Below are 17,314 nucleotides of genomic sequence, written 5' to 3'. Positions count from 1 at the left end.
CCTTTTCACCCCTATTCATCGCCAATGTGGTGATATCCCCCTGACTCGCATAGTGATCCCGGTAGACCCGCCCGGGGCGCGGCTGCTGTCGCTCCGCTGACATCCACGACAGAGGAGAGCGTGAGCACGTCACCACCAGCAGCGGATGGCAGGTGATGATCCGCGCGTATCGGGTTCTATCGGAGCGAGAGAGGTGACGGCAACAGATCGGACGAAAGGCGACGGCCTGAACGTATGCCCCATCGCCGCGCGATCAACGGTTGCCGTCAGACACTGCCGTCAAGACAAAAGCCAGAGGCCCTGTGGATCACTCCACAGGGCCTCTGGTCTGCTGTGCACTCGGCAGGATTCGAACCTGCAACCTTCTGATCCGTAGTCAGATGCTCTATCCGTTAAGCTACGAGTGCTTGTTCTGTTTTTTCGCCGCTCTCGGGCCTTCCGGCTCGCTCGCGGCGACAGGAAGAACATTACATGACTGCCGCCGCCATGTGAAATCCGTTAGCCGCACCCCTTGTGAGCTGGGGAAACGGCACTTCCGGGCGCACTTCGGGGTGCAACGACAGCGAAGCCCCGGTCGAGTGACCGGGGCTTCGTGATCGAGTGCGGAGGCGGAGGGATTTGAACCCTCGATGGGCTTTAAGGCCCAAACCGCATTAGCAGTGCGGCGCCATAGACCGGACTAGGCGACGCCTCCAGCATCACTCCCGCGCGAGCGCGGGCGGTGCGTGCCGATGATGACACAGTCGAGCGTGCTGTCACCAATCGACCCCCACGGTACTAGGCGGGCGGGGCGCAGGGCAAAGGCCTTGTCAGGCCCCTGCGGGTCCCCGCTCGGGCGTGCGCGCGCAACATCCGGGGCCGCGCCGCGTTAGGCAGGGCATGTTGCGTGCCACTCCCCGGGCCACCGCCCGCCCTGCCCTGCGGCGCCTCCTCGTCGGTGCCGCCACCTCCGTCGCCGTCGCCGGGTCGCTGACCGCGGCACCCCAGGCCGCGTATGCCCAGGCCGGCGGGTCCGACCTGTTGTCCCCCTTCATGCCCGGCGACGGCCCGGACCGCGATCACCTCACCGTCACCGTGCGGAACGCCGGCGACGGGGCCGATGGAACCTTCGAGCTGTACTGCGACCCCGACGGCGGCAGCCACCCCGACCCGGGCGGTGCCTGTGCCGCACTGGAGAAGGACACGCGGTGGGGGCAGGACGTCTTCGCGCCCGCACCGGAGGGCGGCTTCTGCACCATGCAGTACGGCGGGCCGGCCACCGCGCACGTCACCGGCACCTGGGCCGGACGGCCCGTCGACGCCACCTACGACCGCCGGGACGGCTGCCAGATCTCCCGCTGGGACCGGCTCGTGCCGCTCCTGCCGGGAGTGGGGGGCGACCGGGCCGCCACCAAGGGCTGAGCCGACACCGCGAGTACCTGAGCCGACCGCCGGGGCATCGAGGCGTCGTCAGGGCATCGGGGCGTCGTCAGCGCGTCGCGCCGTCGGTGGCGCGCCGCGTCCGCCACCCTGCCCCGCACACCCCGTACGCCCCATACGCCCCGTACGCCCCGCCCCCACACCCCATTTGCGCCACTCTCCGCCCCCATCACGCCAGCCCGGCCAAAAGGTACAGAAACGCCGTCGTCGTAAAGGTCCCGCGAAGGTCCCGCGACGTCGTCGCAGGAGGGCGGGCGTTTGGCGGTTACTCGGTCGTCAGTTCGGGGTCACCTCCTCGTGCGACGTCGCTCTCATCCGGCGTCGCGAGCGCAACCGCAGCCCTTAGACTCCCTCGCGTGACACGCCGCGGGACGGTTGGCAAGATGGCCCGAGCGGTCGGCAAGGTGCGGTAACAGGGAGGAAGCGTCTCGTGAGCAGCAGGCCATCCCGAGGCGCTGCTCGCCTCGCAGCCATACTGGACGCCCTTCCTGACGCGTTGGTGCTGGTCAACGCCAACGGCACGGTCGTCAACGCCAACACCATCGCCCTCGAGGCCTTCGAGACCCCGGGCACCGCTCTGGTGGGGCGCGGGTTGCTCGATCTGCTGCCGCAGTTCGACTCCAAGCTCATCCCCGGCTCCATGCGCCGGCCGGAGCACCTCGATCCGCACGCCCGGACCAAGCCCACCCGGATGATCGCGCGCAGGACGGACGGGACCGAGTTCCCCGTCGAGGTCACCAGTGCGAATCTCGAGAACGGGCAGCAGGCCTACGACGGTTACGGCTACACCGGCGACGAGCTGCTGATGCTCGTCGTGCGCGACCTGTCCGGGACCGTGGACACCGAGGCCGAGCTCGCCCGGTCCCAGCGGCAGACCGAGATGATCCTGCGGGCCGCGTCCGAGGGCGTCGTCGGCACCGACACCGACGGGCGGATCGTGCTCGTCAACCCGGCCGCCGCCCAGATACTGGGATTCCGGGCCAGCGATCTCGGCGGACGCAAACTGCACGACCTCGTCCTGCACTCGCGCGCCGACGGCTCGCCCTTCCCCTACGAGGACTCGCCGCTCGCCGACACCCTGCGCTCCGGGCGCAAGCACCGGGTGCGCGGGCAGGTGCTGTACTCCAAGGACGGCGGCAAGGTGCCGGCCGACCTGACGACCGCGCCCGTGCGCGACGGCGACCAGCTCGTCGGCGCCGTGATGACCTTCACCGACCGGCGGCCGTACGACGCCGTCGTCGAGGAGAAGGAAGCCGCGGAGAAGCGGCACGCCGAGGAACTGGAACGGATCGCCGAGGAGCACGCCTCCGAGCTCACCGCCCTGCGCCAGCAGCACGTCACCGAGCTGGAGGAGCTGACCGAGCGGCACGCCGAGGAACTCGCCGCCGACGAGGACCGCTACGCCGCGCTCGGTGAACGCGAGAAGGACCGGTTCGAGGCGCTCGCCGCCCGGCACGAGCAGTTGCTGACCCTGCTGGGCCGGTCGCTGCGCGGGCCGCTGGAGGAGCTGCGCCGCGAGCTGGCCGCGCTGGCCGCCGACGACGCCGGGCAGCTGTGGCCCGAGGCCAACCAGGTGCTCCACCACCTGTCGGCCGGCTACTCGCGCATCACGACGCTGATCGACAACGTCCTCGGCTACCAGCGGCTCGACACCGGCAGCGAGAGCGTCTCGCGTACGAAGGTGATGCTGGACGCCGTCGTCGCCGCCGGCGTCGACGGGGCCGTCGAGCTGATCGGGCCCGGGCGGGTGCAGTTCGCCGTGCACGCGCCGCCCATCGAGGCCGAGGTCGACGCCCGGCTGCTCGCGACCGCCCTCGCGCATCTCGTCGCCGACGTGGCCGGGGTCGACGCGACCGGCAACACGCCCGTGTCGGCGGGTGGTTACCTGGACAACACCGTCGTGGTGGCGGCGGCGCAGCGCGGCGAGGTCGTACGCATCGAGGTGCGCGGGCCGTACGCCGGTGGCGACACCGTGCACGAGCCCATCGTGCGCGGGATCGTCCGGGCCCACGGCGGTGTGCTGCAGACGCATGACGTGCCGGGGATGAGCGGGAGCGCGTACGTCCTCGAGGTGCCGATCGGGGGCGGGGCCGGGGCCGTTGCCGCCCAGCCGGTGGACGAGTCCGCCGCGCTCGCCCTCGTCGAGCCCTCCGACCGGACCTCCGACCAGACCTCCGGTGGGGGGCGGCGCCGGGCGCGGCGGGCCACCACCGACGCCTTCCTGGACGGAGACGTTCCGGGCGGTGAGGGCGACGGGGCCGGTGGTCCCGGAACCGACGCGGCCGGTGGTGCCGGAGCCGACGGGGCCGTGCCCACCGGGCGGCGCAGGCGCCGGGCCGGTGGAGAACAGGCCGCCCTTCCGGCGCAGGCATCCGGTGAGGGCTCCGCGTCGAGCGGTACCGGGCGACGACGGCGCTCGGCCGAGGACTCCGGTGCGGACGCTGTCGGCAGCGCCGTCCAGGGTGTCGCCGAAGGGGCCGTGATGACGGCTGCCGAGCATGCGGCGGGGGCCGCCGCCTCGAACACGGGGCTGGGCGGGACCGTGCCGCCGCAGGGTGTGCCCGGGCCCTCCGGGCGGCGGGCCAGGCGTGAACCCGGTGAGCAGGCCGCGCTGCCACCGGCGCTGCCCGCGGCGTCCTCCGGTGGTACGGCCGCGGGTTCGGCCGACGCGGAGCAGGGACAGGCCCAGCAGCCGACCGGGCGACGGCGGCGTGCGCTGGCCGCCGCCAACGAGCGGGCCGCGGCCGCGCAGGAGGCCGCCGCCGGGCCGCGTCCGGTGTTCGCGCTACCGCCTGCCGAGGCCGATCAGTCTCCGGCCCCGGTCCCGGCCCCTGGCCCGGCCCAGGCCGCGGTTCAGCAGGAGGCTCAGGCCGGGCAGGGGCAGCAGGTCGCCGGTGGTTCCGGCGAGCCCGCGGGAGCGCCGGGTGTGCCGGGTACGCCGGGTATGCCGGGTACGCCGGGTACGCCGGGTGTGGTACCGCCTCAGGGGCAGGCGCCGGTTCAAGGGCCGGAAGCCGTGGCTGTCCCCGGTGCGGGTGCTGCCGGTGCGGGTGCCGCCGGTGCGGGTGCCGTCGGTGCCGTCGGTGCCGTCGAGGAGGGCCGACACGACGCCGTTCCGCACGACCAGTCCGCCGATCACACTCCGCCGCAGCCGCATCCGACCAGCGCGCCGACCGGCCGCCGGCGACGGGCCGTCGCGGCGCCGCAGCCGGCCGAAGCGGCCGGGGTGGCCGGAGCGCAGGTGCCGGGGAGTGCCGGCCAGGTGAGCCCCGTGGCCCCGGGTGCCGCACCGGCAGCAGGTCCCGTGCCTGCCGCTGCCGTGCCCGGCGGTCCGGCGCAGGGTGTTCCGGCGGCGCAGGACGCCACCGGCCAGGTCCTCCTGGGGCAGGCCGGGCCGGGCACGCCCGCCCAGGCCGGTGTCCCCGCATCCCCCGTCGCGCCGGGTGCGGCCGTGCCGCCGCAGGGCACGCCAGTCGCCGCCCAGGGGAACACCGTGCCCCCGCAAGGCGTGCCGGTCGCCCCGCAGGAGAACACCGTGCCTCCCCAGGGGAACGCCGTGCCCCCTCAGGGGCACGCCCCCCAGGTGGGCGCTCCGCAGGGCGTGTCCGTCCCCGCTCAGGGCGGGCTCGGGCAGAGTGTGCAGGCCGCCCTCCCTGGGCAGGGCCTCCAGCCTCTCGCCCCGGCCCAGCCACTGCCGCAGCAGGGCATCGCCGCACCGGGTCAGCAGCAGTCCGCCGGACGGCCGCTCCCTGCGGAGGCCGCTCCCGGGCAGGGCACCCCGCCCCAGGGCACGCCTGCTCAAGGCACGGGCGCCCACGGAACCCCGCCGCACGGCGGCGCCCCCGCCGTCCAGCCCTGGTCCGCCGCCGACGAGACGTCCGGGACCGGTGTCGCGCACCCCGCGCACCCGAACGGCACGTCGCCCCGGGCCCCGCAGCAGAACACCCCCGCGCCGGGCACGCCGCTGCCGCCGGAGGGCACGCCGCGGGCGGCTCAGCCGCTGCCCGCGGAGGCCGCGGCGTCCCCCGTCGATCCGAACTCCACGCAGGGGCGGGCGATCAGCGTGCGGACCCTGGGCCAGGGCGTGCCGTTCACCCGGCAGGCGGCCCAGGTGCAGCAGCCGTCGGCCATGCCCGTGCCGCAGGCCGTCCCGCAGAACCTTCCGCCGCAGTCGGCGACGCCTCCCCCGCACCAGCCGGGTGGATCGGGCCGGCGCCGCAAGCTGGGCACGCCGCCCGACCCGGCGACGCGTACGGACCAGGCGGCCCGCCCGGAGCAGGGGCAGCCCCGTCAGGGGGATCAGGGGTCCCGGCCGGAGCAGGCCGCGCGTCCGCACCCGGCGGCCGATCACACGCCGCCGCCCGTCGCCGCTCAGATTCCGTCCCCGGCCACCGCTCCCGTCCCGGCGCAGCCGTCCCTCGCTGGTCAGTCGCGCCTGGCGCAGATGACCGAGGGCGGCGGACGGTCGTACGCCATAGGCGCCCCGGACGAGAACGCCGCCGAGGGACCCGAGCCGCTGGACGGGCCCGGCGGGGCCGTCGAGGTGGCCGATCCGCCGCGACCGCAGCCCATGGACGACGAGTTGCCGCCCGAGCCGCTGGACAACCCGCGGCGGCTGCTGGTGTGGCCGGCGCCGGACGTCAGCACCCAGCAGGCGCTGAGCGACCGCGGTTACCGGCCGGTGATCGTGAACTCGCGCGAGGAGGTCGACGCGCAGATCGCGGCCTTCCCCGCCGCGCTGTTCGTCGACCCGCTGACCGGGCCGATCACGCGGACGGCACTGCAGTCGCTGCGGCAGGCCGCCGTGGCCGCCGAGGTGCCCGTCCTCGTCACGGCCGGACTCGGACAGGCCTCGCGGGACGCGGCGTACGGCGCCGATCCGGCCGTCCTGCTGAAGGCGCTGGCGCCGCGCGACAGTGAGCAGCACCCGCCGCGGGTGCTGCTGATCGAGGAGCACGCGGAGATCGCGCTGGCGCTCACGGCGACGCTGGAGCGGCGCGGGATGCAGGTCGCGCGGGCCGCGAGTGACGCGGACGCGGTGACGCTGGCGGGGCAGTTCCGGCCGAACCTGGTCGTGATGGATCTGCTGCAGGTGCAACGGCGGCAGGAGGGGTTCGCCGGGATCGTGGACTGGCTGCGGGCGAACGGGCAGCTCAACCGCACCCCGCTCGTCGTCTACACCGCCGCCGTCGACCAGGCCGACCTGCCGCGGCTGGCCTCCGGGGAAACAGTGCTGTTCCTCGCGGAGCGGTCCACCAGCTCCGAGGTCCAGACCCGGATCGTCGAACTGCTCAGCCGGATCGGCACCAACTGACCGACCAGCAGGTGCGGACGGGCCGCCCTGCCAGGACTTGTCTCGCCCGCCGCCCGGCAGGTCCTAGCGTGCCGTCAGCCGGCGCGCCGCCTCCTTCACCGACGCCCGCAGGCGGTCCCGGTCCGGCTCCCCCTCGCCGACGAGGATGCGCCGCATCTGCGGGACGACGGCGGTCCAGTTGGCCAGGGCGGTCAGCAGGAACAGCAGGTCGGCCGCCGGGATGGCGTCGGTGACGACGCCGCGCTCCTGGCCGTCCCGGAGGGCGGCGACCTTGCGGGCGTAGTGCTCCTGGCGGTCGGACTCGTGGGGCAGTTCGGTGTTGCCGTACTCGAGGCCCTCCCAGAAGAGCAGGCGCAGCAGCTCCGGGTGGGCGGCGTGGTAGTCCATCAGGCGGTCGACCCAGCTCTCGATGTCGTCCGGGTCGACGGGGACGGCCTCGGCGAGGTGGAGCATCTTCTTCTCGAGGACGATCGCGAACAGCTCGGCCTTGTTGCCGAAGTAGGCGTAGATGAGCTGCTTGTTCGCCTTCGCCTCGCCGGCGATGCGGTCGATGCGGGCGCCCGCGATGCCGTGCCGGGCGAACTCGGCGACCGCTGCCTCGAAGATCCGGGCCTTGGTGGCCTCGGGGTCCCTTGCTGCCATGGGGGAGAGGGTAGCGCGCCGAGGTAACCAACTGTTTGGTTGACAGGGAATGGCAGGGCGACCCAGACTGTTCCCCCATCAGCCAACCAACCAGTTAGTTGCTAGAGCCGACTCCAAGGAGTCCCCTCCCATGCCGTCAGCCACCACCACCACCGCCCGGGCCACGGCCCCCGTGCAGACCCGCGAGCCGGCCCCCGGGCTCTTCCTCACCCTGATCGCCGTGTGCAGCGCGGTCACCGCCGCCAACATCTACCTCGCCGCGCCGCTGCTCCCGCTCATGGCCCGCGACTTCGGCTCGGCGCCCTCGGCCCTCGCCTGGATCGCCTCGGTCGCCCAGCTCGGTTACGCGGTCGGGCTGTTGTTCTTCGCCCCGCTCGGCGACAGTGCGAACCGGCGTCGGCTGGTCGCCGGGCTCACGCTCGTCACCGCTCTCGCGCTGAGTGCCAGTGCGGCAGCCCCGGGCGCCGCCGCCCTCGCGGCCGCGATGTTCGTCGCCTCGGCGGCGACCGTCATCCCCCAGCTGCTCGTCCCGCTGGTCGCCGAGCGGGCTCCCGCCGAGCGGCGTGCCCGCCATGTCGCGGCGGTCATCGCGGGGCTCTTCACCGGCATCGTCGGGGCCCGGGTGCTGGGCGGACTGGCCGGGCAGGCCTTCGGCTGGCGCTGGGTGTTCGCGGGCGCGGCCGTGCTCACCCTCGCCCTGGGGCTCGCGACCGCCGCGGTCCTGCCGTCGCGGCGGCGCCGGGAAGGCCCGCTGTTCGCGGGGCTCGTCGCGCTGCCGTCGGTGCTGCGGAGTTCGCCGGAGCTGTGGCGGGCATGTGTGCGGCAGGCCGGGATGTTCGGTGCGTGGAGCGCGCTGTGGACCTCGCTGGCCCTGCTGCTGACCGGGCCGGAGTACGGTCTGTCCACGGCGACCGCCGGGCTGTTCGGGCTGTTCGGGCTGACCGCGAGTGCGGTGGCGCCGCTGGCGGGCGGACTGGTGGACCGGTTCGGGGCGGCGCGGGTCGTGCGGTCGGCGTATCTGATCGCCGCCGTGTCGGTGCCGCTGTTCTGGCTGGGTGGGCAGGTGCTGTGGGCGCTGTTCGCCGCCGCGATCGCGGTGCACGCCGCGCTGGTCGCCTCCCACGTCGCCAACCAGACCCTCGCGCTGACCGCGACCTCCACCCCCGCCACGGCCAACACCGCCTATGTGGTCGCCGGTTTCGCGGGCGGCGCGGCCGCCTCGGCCCTCGCGGGCGCCGCCTTCGGCCACTTCGGGTGGGGCGGGGTGTGCGGGGTCGCGGGTGTGTGGCTGGTGCTGGGGTGGGGGCTGACCTCCGTACGCCGGTGAGGCGGTCCAGCGGCACGCGCGCGTGCCCGCCGTGCGGATACGGGAGAGCCCCCGGCCACGGCCGGGGGCTCCTCGGGGGCCGGCCGGTCAGCCGAGGGACGTGACGTCCAGCTCCCCTTGCGCGTACTGCCTGCGCAGCACCTTCTTGTCGAACTTTCCTACGCTCGTCTTCGGCACGGCCTCGATGACCGTCCAGCGCTCCGGGAGCTGCCACTTGGCGATGTGGCCCTCGTCGGCGAGGAAGGCGCGCAGGGTCTCGAAGGTGGCGGTGGAGCCCTCCTTGAGGACGACCGTGGCCAGGGGACGCTCGCCCCACTTCTCGTCGGGGACGGCCACGACGGCCGCCTCGGCGACGTCCGGGTGGGACATCAGCGCGTTCTCCAGCTCCACCGACGAGATCCACTCGCCGCCGGACTTGATGACGTCCTTGGCGCGGTCGGTGAGGGTGAGGAAGCCGTCGGCGGAGATGGTGCCGACGTCGCCGGTCTTGAGCCAGCCGTCCTCGCTGAACTTGTCGGCAGGGCGCAGCGGTTCGGCGTCGGGGCCGTTGTAGTAGGCGCCCGCGATCCAGGCGCCGCGCACCTCCAGCTCGCCGGCGGACTCGCCGTCCCAGGGGAGGCGTTCGCCGCCGGGGCCGGTCAGGCGGGCCTCGACGCCGGCCGGGAAGCGGCCCTGGGTGAGGCGGTAGGCGAACTCCTCCTCCGTGCCGGCCACACCGGCCGGCGGGCGGGCGATGGTGCCGAGCGGGGACGTCTCCGTCATGCCCCAGGCGTGGCAGACCCGCATGCCCAGCTTGTCGAAGGCCTCCATCAGCGCGGGCGGACAGGCCGAGCCGCCGATGGTGACCTGGCCGAGGGAGGAGACGTCACGGGGGTTCGCCGTCAGCTCGGCGAGCAGACCCTGCCAGATGGTGGGGACGGCGGCGGCGTGGGTCGGCCGCTCGCCCTCGATCATCGCGGCGAGCGGGGCCGGCTGGAGGAAGCGGTCCGGCATCAGCAGGTTCACGCCGGTCATGAAGGTCGCGTGCGGCAGGCCCCAGGCGTTCACGTGGAACTGGGGGACCACGACCAGCGAGGTGTCCTCGTCGGTCAGGCCCATCGACTGGGCCATGTTGACCTGCATGGAGTGCAGGTAGATGGAGCGGTGGCTGTAGACCACGCCCTTGGGATCGCCGGTGGTGCCGGAGGTGTAGCACATGGCGGCGGCCTGGCGTTCGTCCAGCTCGGGCCAGTCGTAGGAGGTCGGCTTGGAGGCGATCAGGTCCTCGTACTCGTGGACGCTGACGGCCGCGTCGGCGAGGAGGGAGCGGTCTCCGGGGCCCGTGACGACCACGTGCTCGACCGGCTTCAGATGCGGCAGCAGCGGGGCGAGCAGCGGGAGCAGCGAACCGTTGGCGATGATCACGCGGTCGGCGGCGTGGTTGACGATCCAGGCCAGCTGCTCGGGCGGGAGGCGGAGGTTCAGGGTGTGGAGGACCGCACCCATGGACGGGATCGCGAAGTAGGCCTCGACGTGTTCCGCGTTGTTCCAGGCGAGGGTCGCGACGCGCTCGTCGCCGGTGACGCCGAGGTCCTCCCGCAGCGCGTGGGCCAGCTGGGCCGCGCGGGCGCCGATCTCCGCGAACGAGCGGCGGTGCGGCTCGTCCTCACCGGTCCAGGTGGTCACCTGCGAGGTCCCGTGGATCGTCGACCCGTGGGTCAGGATCCTCGAGATCAGCAGCGGTACGTCCTGCATCGTGCTCAGCACGGCGTCCTCCCGGGGCGACATTGCCTACGCGGTGGTAAAGGTTGCGCTGATTCTGCGCACATACCGCGCGGTATGTCACTAGGACCGGGCGATCGATCACATCACGCCATGCCGGAGGGTCGGCTCACAGCCGGGCGGGACAGCCCTTCACTGGCACCTTCACTGGCGGACAAGCCCCAGCTCAGCGTCCTCGCGGAGCTTGCCGAGCGCCCGGGAGACGGCCGACTTCACCGTACCCACCGAAACGCCGAGCACCTCGGCCGTCTGCACCTCGCTGAGGTCCTCGTAGTACCTGAGGACCACCATCGCCCGCTGCCGGGCGGGCAGCCGCATGATCGCCCGCCACATCGCGTCGCGCAGTGCCTGCTGCTCGGCCGGGTCGTCACCGCCCGGGACCGGGTCCGGCTCGGGCAGCTCCTCGCAGGCGAACTCGTCGACCTTGCGCTTGCGCCACTGCGAGGTCCGGGTGTTCAGCAGGGCCCGGCGCACATAGCCGTCGAGGGCGCGGTGGTCCTCGATGCGCTCCCAGGCGACGTACGTCTTGGTGAGGGCGGTCTGCAGCAGGTCCTCCGCGTCGCTCGGGTTGCCGGTGAGCGAGCGGGCGGTACGCAGCAGCACCGGCTGGCGGGCCCTGACGTACGACGAGAACGACGGGTACGGAAGGGTCTGCGCCGCTGGTCCGGCCGCCTTCGAAGCGCTCGTGCAGACGAGTGTGGTCATGGCTCAACGCTATGAGCGGGAGCACCGCGAGCGGATCGGCCGCAGGTCCCGAAGCGGGGTCCCCCTCAGGTTGTATGGGTAGGGCCTGCCGCACCTCCTACAGGTGGAGCGGCGGCCCCCGGGTACTGCGGGTTCACCCCTGCGGGTCGGCGGTCAGTACGAGTCCCGACGTGGGTACGCCCGTCCCCGCCGTCACCAGGACCCGCCCGGCTCCGGGCACCGGGTTCGCCGCGGTGCCCCTGATCTGCCGGACGGCTTCCGCGATGCCGTTCATGCCGTGCAGATACGCCTCCCCCAGCTGCCCGCCGTGTGTGTTGAGGGGCAGGTGCTCCTCGGCCACGAAGTCCGCCGCCTCGCCGGGGCCGCAGAAGCCGAACTCCTCCAGCTGCGTCAGCACGAATGGCGTGAAGTGGTCGTAGAGGATGCCCACGTCGATGTCGGCCGGCCCGAGCCCCGAGGTCCGCCACAGCTGCCGGGCCACGACCGCGGTCTCGGGCAGGCCGGTCAGGTCGTCGCGGTAGAAGCTCGTCATCTGCTCCTGCGCGCGTCCGGCGCCCTGGGCGGCCGCCGCGATCACGGCGGGCGGGTGGGGCAGGTCCCGGGCCCGTTCGACGGAGGTGACGACGAGGGCCTGGCCGCCGTCCGTCTCCTGGCAGCAGTCCAGCAGCCGCAGCGGTTCGACGATCCAGCGCGAGGCGGCGTGGTCGGCCAGCGTGATGGGGCGGCCGTGGAAGTACGCCGCCGGGTTGGTCGCCGCGTACTTCCGGTCGACGACCGCCACATGCCCGAACGCCTCGGGGGTCAGCCCATAGGTGTGGAGGTAGCGCTGGGCTGCCATCGCCACCCAGGAGGCCGGGGTGAGCAGGCCGAACGGCAGCGACCAGCCGAGGGCCGCGCCCTCCGCCGAGGGTTCCCGGTGCCGCACCCCGGAGCCGAAGCGGCGGCCCGAGCGCTCGTTGAACGCCCGGTAGCAGACCACCACGTCGGCCACGCCCGCGGCGATGGCCAGGGCGGCCTGCTGGACGGTGGCGCAGGCCGCGCCGCCGCCGTAGTGGACGCGGGAGAAGAAGGAGAGCTCCCCGATGCCCGCCGCCTGGGCGACGGTGATCTCGGGGCTGGTGTCCATGGTGAAGGTGACCATTCCGTCGACGTCGGCCGGTGTCAGCCCCGCGTCCGCGAGGGCCGCCCGCACCGCCTCGACGGCGAGGCGCAGTTCGCTGCGGCCCGAGTCCTTGGAGAACGCGGTGGCACCCACACCGACGACGGCCGCTCGGCCGCCGAGTCCGTCCCGCCCTGCGGGGCTCATGCCGGGACCCTCACCGTCACGGTGCCGGTGACGTGCTCTCCGAGGCCGTTCGCGCCGACGACCCGGACGGTCGCCGTGTCACCGTCGACCTCCTCGACCGTGCCGGTCAGCACCATCGTGTCGCCGGGGTGATTGGGCGCGCCGAGCCGGATGGCGACCCGGCGCAGCTGCGCCCGCGGGCCGAAGTGGTCGGTGATGTAGCGGCCGACCAGGCCGTTGGTCGTCAGGATGTTCATGAAGATGTCGGGGGAGCCCTTCTGCCGCGCCAGGTCCGGGTCGTGGTGGACGTCCTGGTAGTCGCGGGAGGCGATCGCCCCGGCGACGATCAGGGTGCGGGTGACCGGGATCTCCAGCGGCGGGAGCCGGTCACCGGCCCTCACGGCGTCACCCCCTGGAAGACGGGCAGCACCAGTTCGTCGTCGTAGCGCCGGAACTCCAGCCGCACCGGCATGCCGATCCGCACCTTGTCGTACGGCACGCCCACCACGTTGCTGACGATCCGCACGCCCTCGGCGAGTTCGATCAGGCCGACCGCGTACGGCGGTTCGAAGGCCGGGAAGGGCGGGTGGTGCATGACGACGTAGGAGTAGACCCTGCCCTCGCCGCTCGCCTCGACGGTGTCCCAGTCGGGGGAGCCGCAGGTGCCGCAGCCCGGCAGCCAGGGGAAACGGAGAGTGGTGCAGGTGGTACAACGCTGGATGAGGAGCGCATGGCGGGCCACGCCCTCCCAGAAGCCGGCGTTGTCGCGGTTGACGACGGGGCGAGGGCGGCGTTCGGCCGGCTTCGAAGACCGGTGTGCGGGGGCGTACTTGAGGATGCGGAAGCGGTGGGTGCCGGCGGGCTCGCCGTTCGCGCGGACGTCCGTGCGGGTGGTGACGAAGTAACCCGCCCCGAGCTTCGTGGCCTTGCGGCCGGACACCGACTCGATCACCGAGTCGAAGGTGATCTCGTCGCCCGGGCGCAGCGGGCGCAGGTACTCCTGTTCGCAGTCGGTGGCGACGACCGCGTGGTGGCCCGACTCGTCGAGCAGGGTGAGGAGTTCGTCGTAGGCGGCCGTGCGCTCCGGGCGGCTGGTGAGGCCGGCCATGGTCCACGCCTGGAGCATGGTGGGCGGAGCGATGGCGTCCGGTCCCGTGTACGCGGGGCTGGTGTCGCCCATGGCCTCGCACCAGTGCCTGATCATCGGCTCGTTGACCGGGTCCCGGCCGACTCCGGTGGCGGCGGCCGACCGGCCCTCGTAGGCCTTCAGGCGCGCCTCGAACTCCTCGTGGACCTCCGGCTCACCATTCACGATGTCTGACTGTCCGTCAGATACGGCGCCCCGTCAAGACCGCGCAGACGCGAGAACGCCTGCGCGGCGGTACCGGAGCACCGCCGCTCAGACGCTTGTCACCCCACGAGACACACCCCCCGCGACACCCGGGCCGATGCCGCCGCACCGGCCCCGGTCAGCTCACCACCACAGCGGGGAGAAGCTGACGGCGGTGTTGGCGTTGCCCTGGTTGACGGCCGCGAACTCCGAGCCGTTGACCTGGGCGGTGTTGCTCTGGTTCGAGGCGCCGTCACCCACCGCCTGCTGCTGGGTGGTGGCCACGGTGCCGAAGTTGTCGCCGCCGACGCCGCTGCCGAGGTTGCCCTGCTCGGCCTCCGTGACGGACGCGATGGATCCGTTGTCCGCGAAGGCGCCGTTGTCCGCCGTCGCGACACCGGTGAAGAGGGCGGCCGCGAGCGGAAGGGCGGAGACGGCTGCGATGACGCGGGCGGTACGGATGCTTGCCATGTTTCTTGTCCCTCCAGGACTTTCCGGAACCGAGGACGCACCGGCTCATGAACGCCAGGTGCGTGAACCACTGCTGTCACCAGGGAAGTTGGCCGGCCACCCCGGTGCGCTGCTCGACGTCGCGAGTCCAGAGTTGCCCACCGAATCCCCGGCGAACCACACCGGAAGCCGCTATTCGCACGCAAGCGTGAGGACATGTCGATAAACCCCTATCCGCCACTTCCGTACCGGACGGGAGCGAAAGGGGGCGCTCGAACCCGGGTGCCGCAAGGGGCGAAGCGTTCCCGCACTTTCCCCGCCACCACCCCGCCCCGGCGCGTCGCACCCGCTCCCTCTTTCCTTTTTCGAACGCACGTACGAAACTAGAGTCATGGCCACCACCGACCGGCAGGCCACGACGCTGGCCCTCGCGCACGCCCTGTCAGCCGCCGAACGCGGACTGGCCGTCATCCCCCTGTCCCGCTCCAAGCTCCCGGCCCTGCGCTCCCCGCACCGCGACGACCCCGCCCCCTCCCCCTGCCACGGCGCCTGCGGTCGGCTCGGGCACGGGGTGTACGACGCCTCCAGCGACCCGGACCGCATCCGCGAGCTGTTCGCCGCCGCGCCCTGGGCGACCGGTTACGGCATCGCCTGTGGGCTGCCCCCGCACCATCTGATCGGCCTCGACCTGGACGTGAAGACCGGCACGGACTCCTCGGCCGCCCTGCGCGAGCTGGCGCTGCGGCACCTGTTCACGATCCCGCCGACCGTGGTCGTCGTGACCCCGTCCGGCGGACGGCACCTGTGGCTGAGCGGCCCGCCCGAGGTGGTCGTCCCCAACTCGGCGGGCCGGCTCGCCCCCGGCATCGACATCCGGGGCGCGGGCGGCTACCTGGTCGGCCCCGGTTCCCGCACGGACCAGGGCGTGTACGCCGCCGCCCCCGGCACCTCGCACCTCGCCCCGGCCCCCTGCCCGCGCTCCCTGCTACGGCTGCTGCTCCCGCCGCCCCGCGCCGACCACCCGGGGCCCACGGCGGTCGGCGGGCACGGCCAGGGCCTGGTCCAGTTCGTCCTGGCCGCGCACGAGGGCCAGCGCAACACCCGCCTGTTCTGGGCGGCCTGCCGGGCCTACGAGGACGGCATCGGCCCCGCGCTCGTGGCTCCCCTGGTCGACGCGGCGCTCCACACCGGCCTGTCCGAGCGGGAGGCGCGGACGACGATCGCGTCGGCGGCACGGATGACGGGGCACCGGCCGTGAGCACGGCCCCGCCCATCACCACCAGCGAAAGACCTCGATGCACCACCACGCAAAAGCGCCGGCCCTGGCGCTCGCCCGCCTCGTCCTGGTCTCCGGCCGCCCGGTGGACCTCGCCGAGCTGCGCTTCTCCTCGACCTACGGCGACCTCCAGGACGGCTACCCCTGCAAGCCGCTGAACGACCTGCGGATCCGGGAGCTGCTGCGGGCCGCCGAGCGGTCCCGCCCGGGCACGCCGGTGCACCTCGTCCCACCCCGGCGCGAGTACCCCGACCAGTACGCGGGCGGCCTCGGGCCGGTCGAGGTGCTGCCCGCCGTGGCCTGCCTCGGCACGTTCCACTCCGCGGCCCTGGACCCGGCCCGCGACCCGGTCGCCTACCGCTCGCGCCTGACCGTCGTCTGGTTCCAGTCCACACCCCGCCTGCCCTCGGGCTGCGACGCCGAGCCCGCGCTGCGGAACCTCGACTGGCCGTTATTGGCTCGCGACGCCCCCGGGCGCGTGCGTAGGGTCGTCCGATGAGCGCTTCCCGTACGGAACTGCTGCGCCGGCAGTTCGAGTTGACCTGGTCGCTGTTCGAGTACCACCTGGAGCGGCTGGAGCCGGAGGACTTCCTGTGGGAGCCCGCGGCGCACTGCTGGACGGTGCGCCGGGGGCCCGACGGCGGCTGGGTCCCGGACTGGGCGGACGCCGAACCCGACCCGGTCCCGGTCCCCACCCTCGCCTGGGTGAGCTGGCACCTCGGATGGTGGTGGAGCGTCACCCTCGACCACGCCCAGGGCCGCCCGCCCCGCGACCGCGAGGACATCGAGTGGCCCGGCGAGGGCGCTCCCACGGTGGAGTGGCTGCGCGGCCTGCGCACCGAGTGGGTCAAGGTCCTGGACGACCTCACCGACCCGGACCTGGACACCGCGGCCTCGTTCCCCTCGCCGGACGACCCCGAGTACACCGTCGCCCACATGCTGGCCTGGGTGAACGCGGAGCTGATGAAGAACGTGGCCGAGATCGGCCAACTGCGGCTGCTGCGGGTGGCGTCCGCACAGGGCGAGGTGCGCTGAACGCGTTCGGCCCGGCCGGGGCCCGTCTCCCGGGGCACGACCCGCCCCGTGCGTGACATCGTGGGGGCATGAGCATCGATGTCCGGCCGGCCGGGGACTTCGAGGACGTCCGTGCCGTGCTCGGGCCGAAGTCGCCCGGGGCGAACGTCTGCTGGTGTCTGAGCTACCGGATCCCGTCCCGGCTCAACAACGAACTGCGCGGCCCGGCCCGCGGCGAGTACGTCGCCGAGCTGTGCCGCGCGCAGCCGCCCCCGGGCGTGCTCGCCTACGACGGTGACGAACCGGTCGGCTGGGCCGCCGTCGCCCCTCGCGCGGACACCTCGTTCGCCCGCAACCGCAAGATCCCGCACGTCGACGACCTGCCCGTGTGGTCGCTCTGGTGCGTCCGGGTCCGCCCCGGCCACCGCAAGCAGGGCATCTCGCACGCCCTCATCGCCGGCGCGGTCGCGTTCGCCCGGGACCGGGGCGCACCGGTGATCGAGGCGTACCCCCTGGACAACGGCGACGCCAAGGTCGACCTGACGATGGCGTACGCGGGTCTGCGGAAGAACTTCGAACGCGCCGGCTTCGTCCACGCGGCGGACACGACCTCGGTCCTGGCCGGCCATCCCCGGGTTCTGATGCGCCTCGATCTGCGCGGAGAGGTGGGCCTCGGCCGGCGCTGAGAGATGCGCCTCGGCCTGCGCTGAACAGGGCGTTGAACAAGGCGCTGAAAAGGACGCTGAAAAAGGCTCGACCGCTGGCGACGGGGGATGCACCAGCGGTCGAGC

14 protein-coding genes and 2 tRNA genes are annotated in these 17,314 nt (G+C 73.3%); 7 read left to right on the top strand and 9 right to left on the bottom strand.

The features are described from left to right. Positions 1-334 precede the first annotated feature (334 nt). Both BJ965_RS19535 and BJ965_RS19530 read right to left on the bottom strand, forming a co-directional pair. A tRNA-Arg gene (locus tag BJ965_RS19535) sits at positions 335-407 on the bottom strand. Positions 408-603: 196 nt separating this feature from the next. Further along, positions 604-694 (bottom strand) — tRNA-Ser (locus tag BJ965_RS19530). Positions 695-879: 185 nt separating this feature from the next. Here BJ965_RS19530 and BJ965_RS19525 point away from each other — a divergent pair. Both BJ965_RS19525 and BJ965_RS19520 read left to right on the top strand, forming a co-directional pair. Continuing rightward, positions 880-1,401 (top strand): SSI family serine proteinase inhibitor, encoded by a 522-nt coding sequence (locus tag BJ965_RS19525; protein ID WP_184909832.1) that lies wholly within the window; start codon positions 880-882, stop codon positions 1,399-1,401. Between the two features lie 448 nt (positions 1,402-1,849). After that, positions 1,850-6,733 (top strand): hybrid sensor histidine kinase/response regulator, encoded by a 4,884-nt coding sequence (locus tag BJ965_RS19520; protein WP_184909831.1) that lies wholly within the window; start codon positions 1,850-1,852, stop codon positions 6,731-6,733. A gap of 63 nt (positions 6,734-6,796) precedes the next feature. Here the strand turns inward: BJ965_RS19520 and BJ965_RS19515 are convergent, their stop codons facing one another. Next, complete coding sequence (locus BJ965_RS19515; RefSeq protein ID WP_030850179.1) at positions 6,797-7,375, bottom strand: TetR family transcriptional regulator; 579 nt, start codon at positions 7,373-7,375, stop codon at positions 6,797-6,799. 130 nt (positions 7,376-7,505) lie between these two features. On the opposite strand from BJ965_RS19515, the gene BJ965_RS19510 reads away from it, so the two are divergent. After that, the gene (locus BJ965_RS19510; RefSeq protein ID WP_184909830.1) at positions 7,506-8,702 is read left to right on the top strand and encodes an MFS transporter; all 1,197 of its coding nucleotides are present in this window, start codon (positions 7,506-7,508) and stop codon (positions 8,700-8,702) included. An 87-nt stretch (positions 8,703-8,789) separates the two neighbouring features. Here the strand turns inward: BJ965_RS19510 and BJ965_RS19505 are convergent, their stop codons facing one another. The 6 genes from BJ965_RS19505 to BJ965_RS19480 form a co-directional block, all read right to left on the bottom strand. Next, on the bottom strand, positions 8,790-10,469 hold the full coding sequence (locus BJ965_RS19505) for a long-chain fatty acid--CoA ligase (RefSeq protein WP_184909829.1): 1,680 nt from the start codon (positions 10,467-10,469) through the stop codon (positions 8,790-8,792). Positions 10,470-10,607: 138 nt separating this feature from the next. Continuing rightward, a complete protein-coding gene (locus BJ965_RS19500; RefSeq protein ID WP_031108631.1) occupies positions 10,608-11,168 on the bottom strand; it encodes a SigE family RNA polymerase sigma factor in 561 nt (186 codons plus the stop codon). Between the two features lie 133 nt (positions 11,169-11,301). Further along, entirely contained in the window at positions 11,302-12,474 is a 1,173-nt protein-coding gene (locus tag BJ965_RS19495) for a lipid-transfer protein (protein WP_184909828.1), read from the bottom strand. Then, positions 12,471-12,854, bottom strand: a complete 384-nt coding sequence (locus BJ965_RS19490) for a MaoC family dehydratase (protein WP_184909827.1) — start codon at positions 12,852-12,854, stop codon at positions 12,471-12,473. The genes BJ965_RS19495 and BJ965_RS19490 overlap by 4 nt, the downstream gene beginning before the upstream one ends. Continuing rightward, positions 12,851-13,765, bottom strand: a complete 915-nt coding sequence (locus tag BJ965_RS19485) for a bifunctional MaoC family dehydratase N-terminal/OB-fold nucleic acid binding domain-containing protein (RefSeq protein ID WP_184909826.1) — start codon at positions 13,763-13,765, stop codon at positions 12,851-12,853. Before BJ965_RS19485 ends, BJ965_RS19490 begins: the two co-directional genes overlap by 4 nt. Before the next feature lie 162 nt (positions 13,766-13,927). Beyond that, on the bottom strand, positions 13,928-14,254 hold the full coding sequence (locus tag BJ965_RS19480) for a hypothetical protein (protein WP_184909825.1): 327 nt from the start codon (positions 14,252-14,254) through the stop codon (positions 13,928-13,930). A 370-nt stretch (positions 14,255-14,624) separates the two neighbouring features. Here BJ965_RS19480 and BJ965_RS19475 point away from each other — a divergent pair, with 370 nt between their 5' ends. The 4 genes from BJ965_RS19475 to BJ965_RS19460 all read left to right on the top strand — a co-directional run bounded on the left by BJ965_RS19475 (position 14,625) and on the right by BJ965_RS19460 (position 17,209). Continuing rightward, a complete protein-coding gene (locus tag BJ965_RS19475) occupies positions 14,625-15,491 on the top strand; it encodes a bifunctional DNA primase/polymerase (RefSeq protein ID WP_184909824.1) in 867 nt (288 codons plus the stop codon). 37 nt (positions 15,492-15,528) lie between these two features. Beyond that, the gene (locus tag BJ965_RS19470) at positions 15,529-16,008 is read left to right on the top strand and encodes a hypothetical protein (RefSeq protein WP_184909823.1); all 480 of its coding nucleotides are present in this window, start codon (positions 15,529-15,531) and stop codon (positions 16,006-16,008) included. Beyond that, complete coding sequence (locus BJ965_RS19465) at positions 16,005-16,544, top strand: DinB family protein (protein ID WP_184909822.1); 540 nt, start codon at positions 16,005-16,007, stop codon at positions 16,542-16,544. The genes BJ965_RS19470 and BJ965_RS19465 overlap by 4 nt, the downstream gene beginning before the upstream one ends. Positions 16,545-16,612: 68 nt before the next feature. Then, positions 16,613-17,209 carry a GNAT family N-acetyltransferase gene (locus tag BJ965_RS19460; protein WP_184909821.1) on the top strand — a complete coding sequence of 199 codons (597 nt, stop codon included), beginning with the start codon at positions 16,613-16,615 and terminating at the stop codon, positions 17,207-17,209. Positions 17,210-17,314 lie beyond the last annotated feature (105 nt).

The sequence above is a fragment of the Streptomyces luteogriseus genome (assembly GCF_014205055.1).
Taxonomy (GTDB): domain Bacteria; phylum Actinomycetota; class Actinomycetes; order Streptomycetales; family Streptomycetaceae; genus Streptomyces; species Streptomyces luteogriseus.
The sequence above is the reverse complement of the archived record's forward strand: the minus strand, read 5'-3'. Positions and strand labels throughout refer to the sequence as shown.

Excerpts from the sequence above, each read along its gene's own strand:
- BJ965_RS19475 (WP_184909824.1), top strand. The coding sequence starts at position 14,625 with ATGGCCACCACCGACCGGCAGGCCACGACGCTGGCCCTCGCGCACGCC.
- BJ965_RS19480 (WP_184909825.1), bottom strand. The coding sequence starts at position 14,254 with ATGGCAAGCATCCGTACCGCCCGCGTCATCGCAGCCGTCTCCGCCCTT.
- BJ965_RS19465 (WP_184909822.1), top strand. The coding sequence starts at position 16,005 with ATGAGCGCTTCCCGTACGGAACTGCTGCGCCGGCAGTTCGAGTTGACC.
- BJ965_RS19460 (WP_184909821.1), top strand. The coding sequence starts at position 16,613 with ATGAGCATCGATGTCCGGCCGGCCGGGGACTTCGAGGACGTCCGTGCC.
- BJ965_RS19495 (WP_184909828.1), bottom strand. The coding sequence starts at position 12,474 with ATGAGCCCCGCAGGGCGGGACGGACTCGGCGGCCGAGCGGCCGTCGTC.
- BJ965_RS19525 (WP_184909832.1), top strand. The coding sequence starts at position 880 with ATGTTGCGTGCCACTCCCCGGGCCACCGCCCGCCCTGCCCTGCGGCGC.
- BJ965_RS19500 (WP_031108631.1), bottom strand. The coding sequence starts at position 11,168 with ATGACCACACTCGTCTGCACGAGCGCTTCGAAGGCGGCCGGACCAGCG.
- BJ965_RS19505 (WP_184909829.1), bottom strand. The coding sequence starts at position 10,469 with ATGTCGCCCCGGGAGGACGCCGTGCTGAGCACGATGCAGGACGTACCG.
- BJ965_RS19470 (WP_184909823.1), top strand. The coding sequence starts at position 15,529 with ATGCACCACCACGCAAAAGCGCCGGCCCTGGCGCTCGCCCGCCTCGTC.
- BJ965_RS19515 (WP_030850179.1), bottom strand. The coding sequence starts at position 7,375 with ATGGCAGCAAGGGACCCCGAGGCCACCAAGGCCCGGATCTTCGAGGCA.
- BJ965_RS19510 (WP_184909830.1), top strand. The coding sequence starts at position 7,506 with ATGCCGTCAGCCACCACCACCACCGCCCGGGCCACGGCCCCCGTGCAG.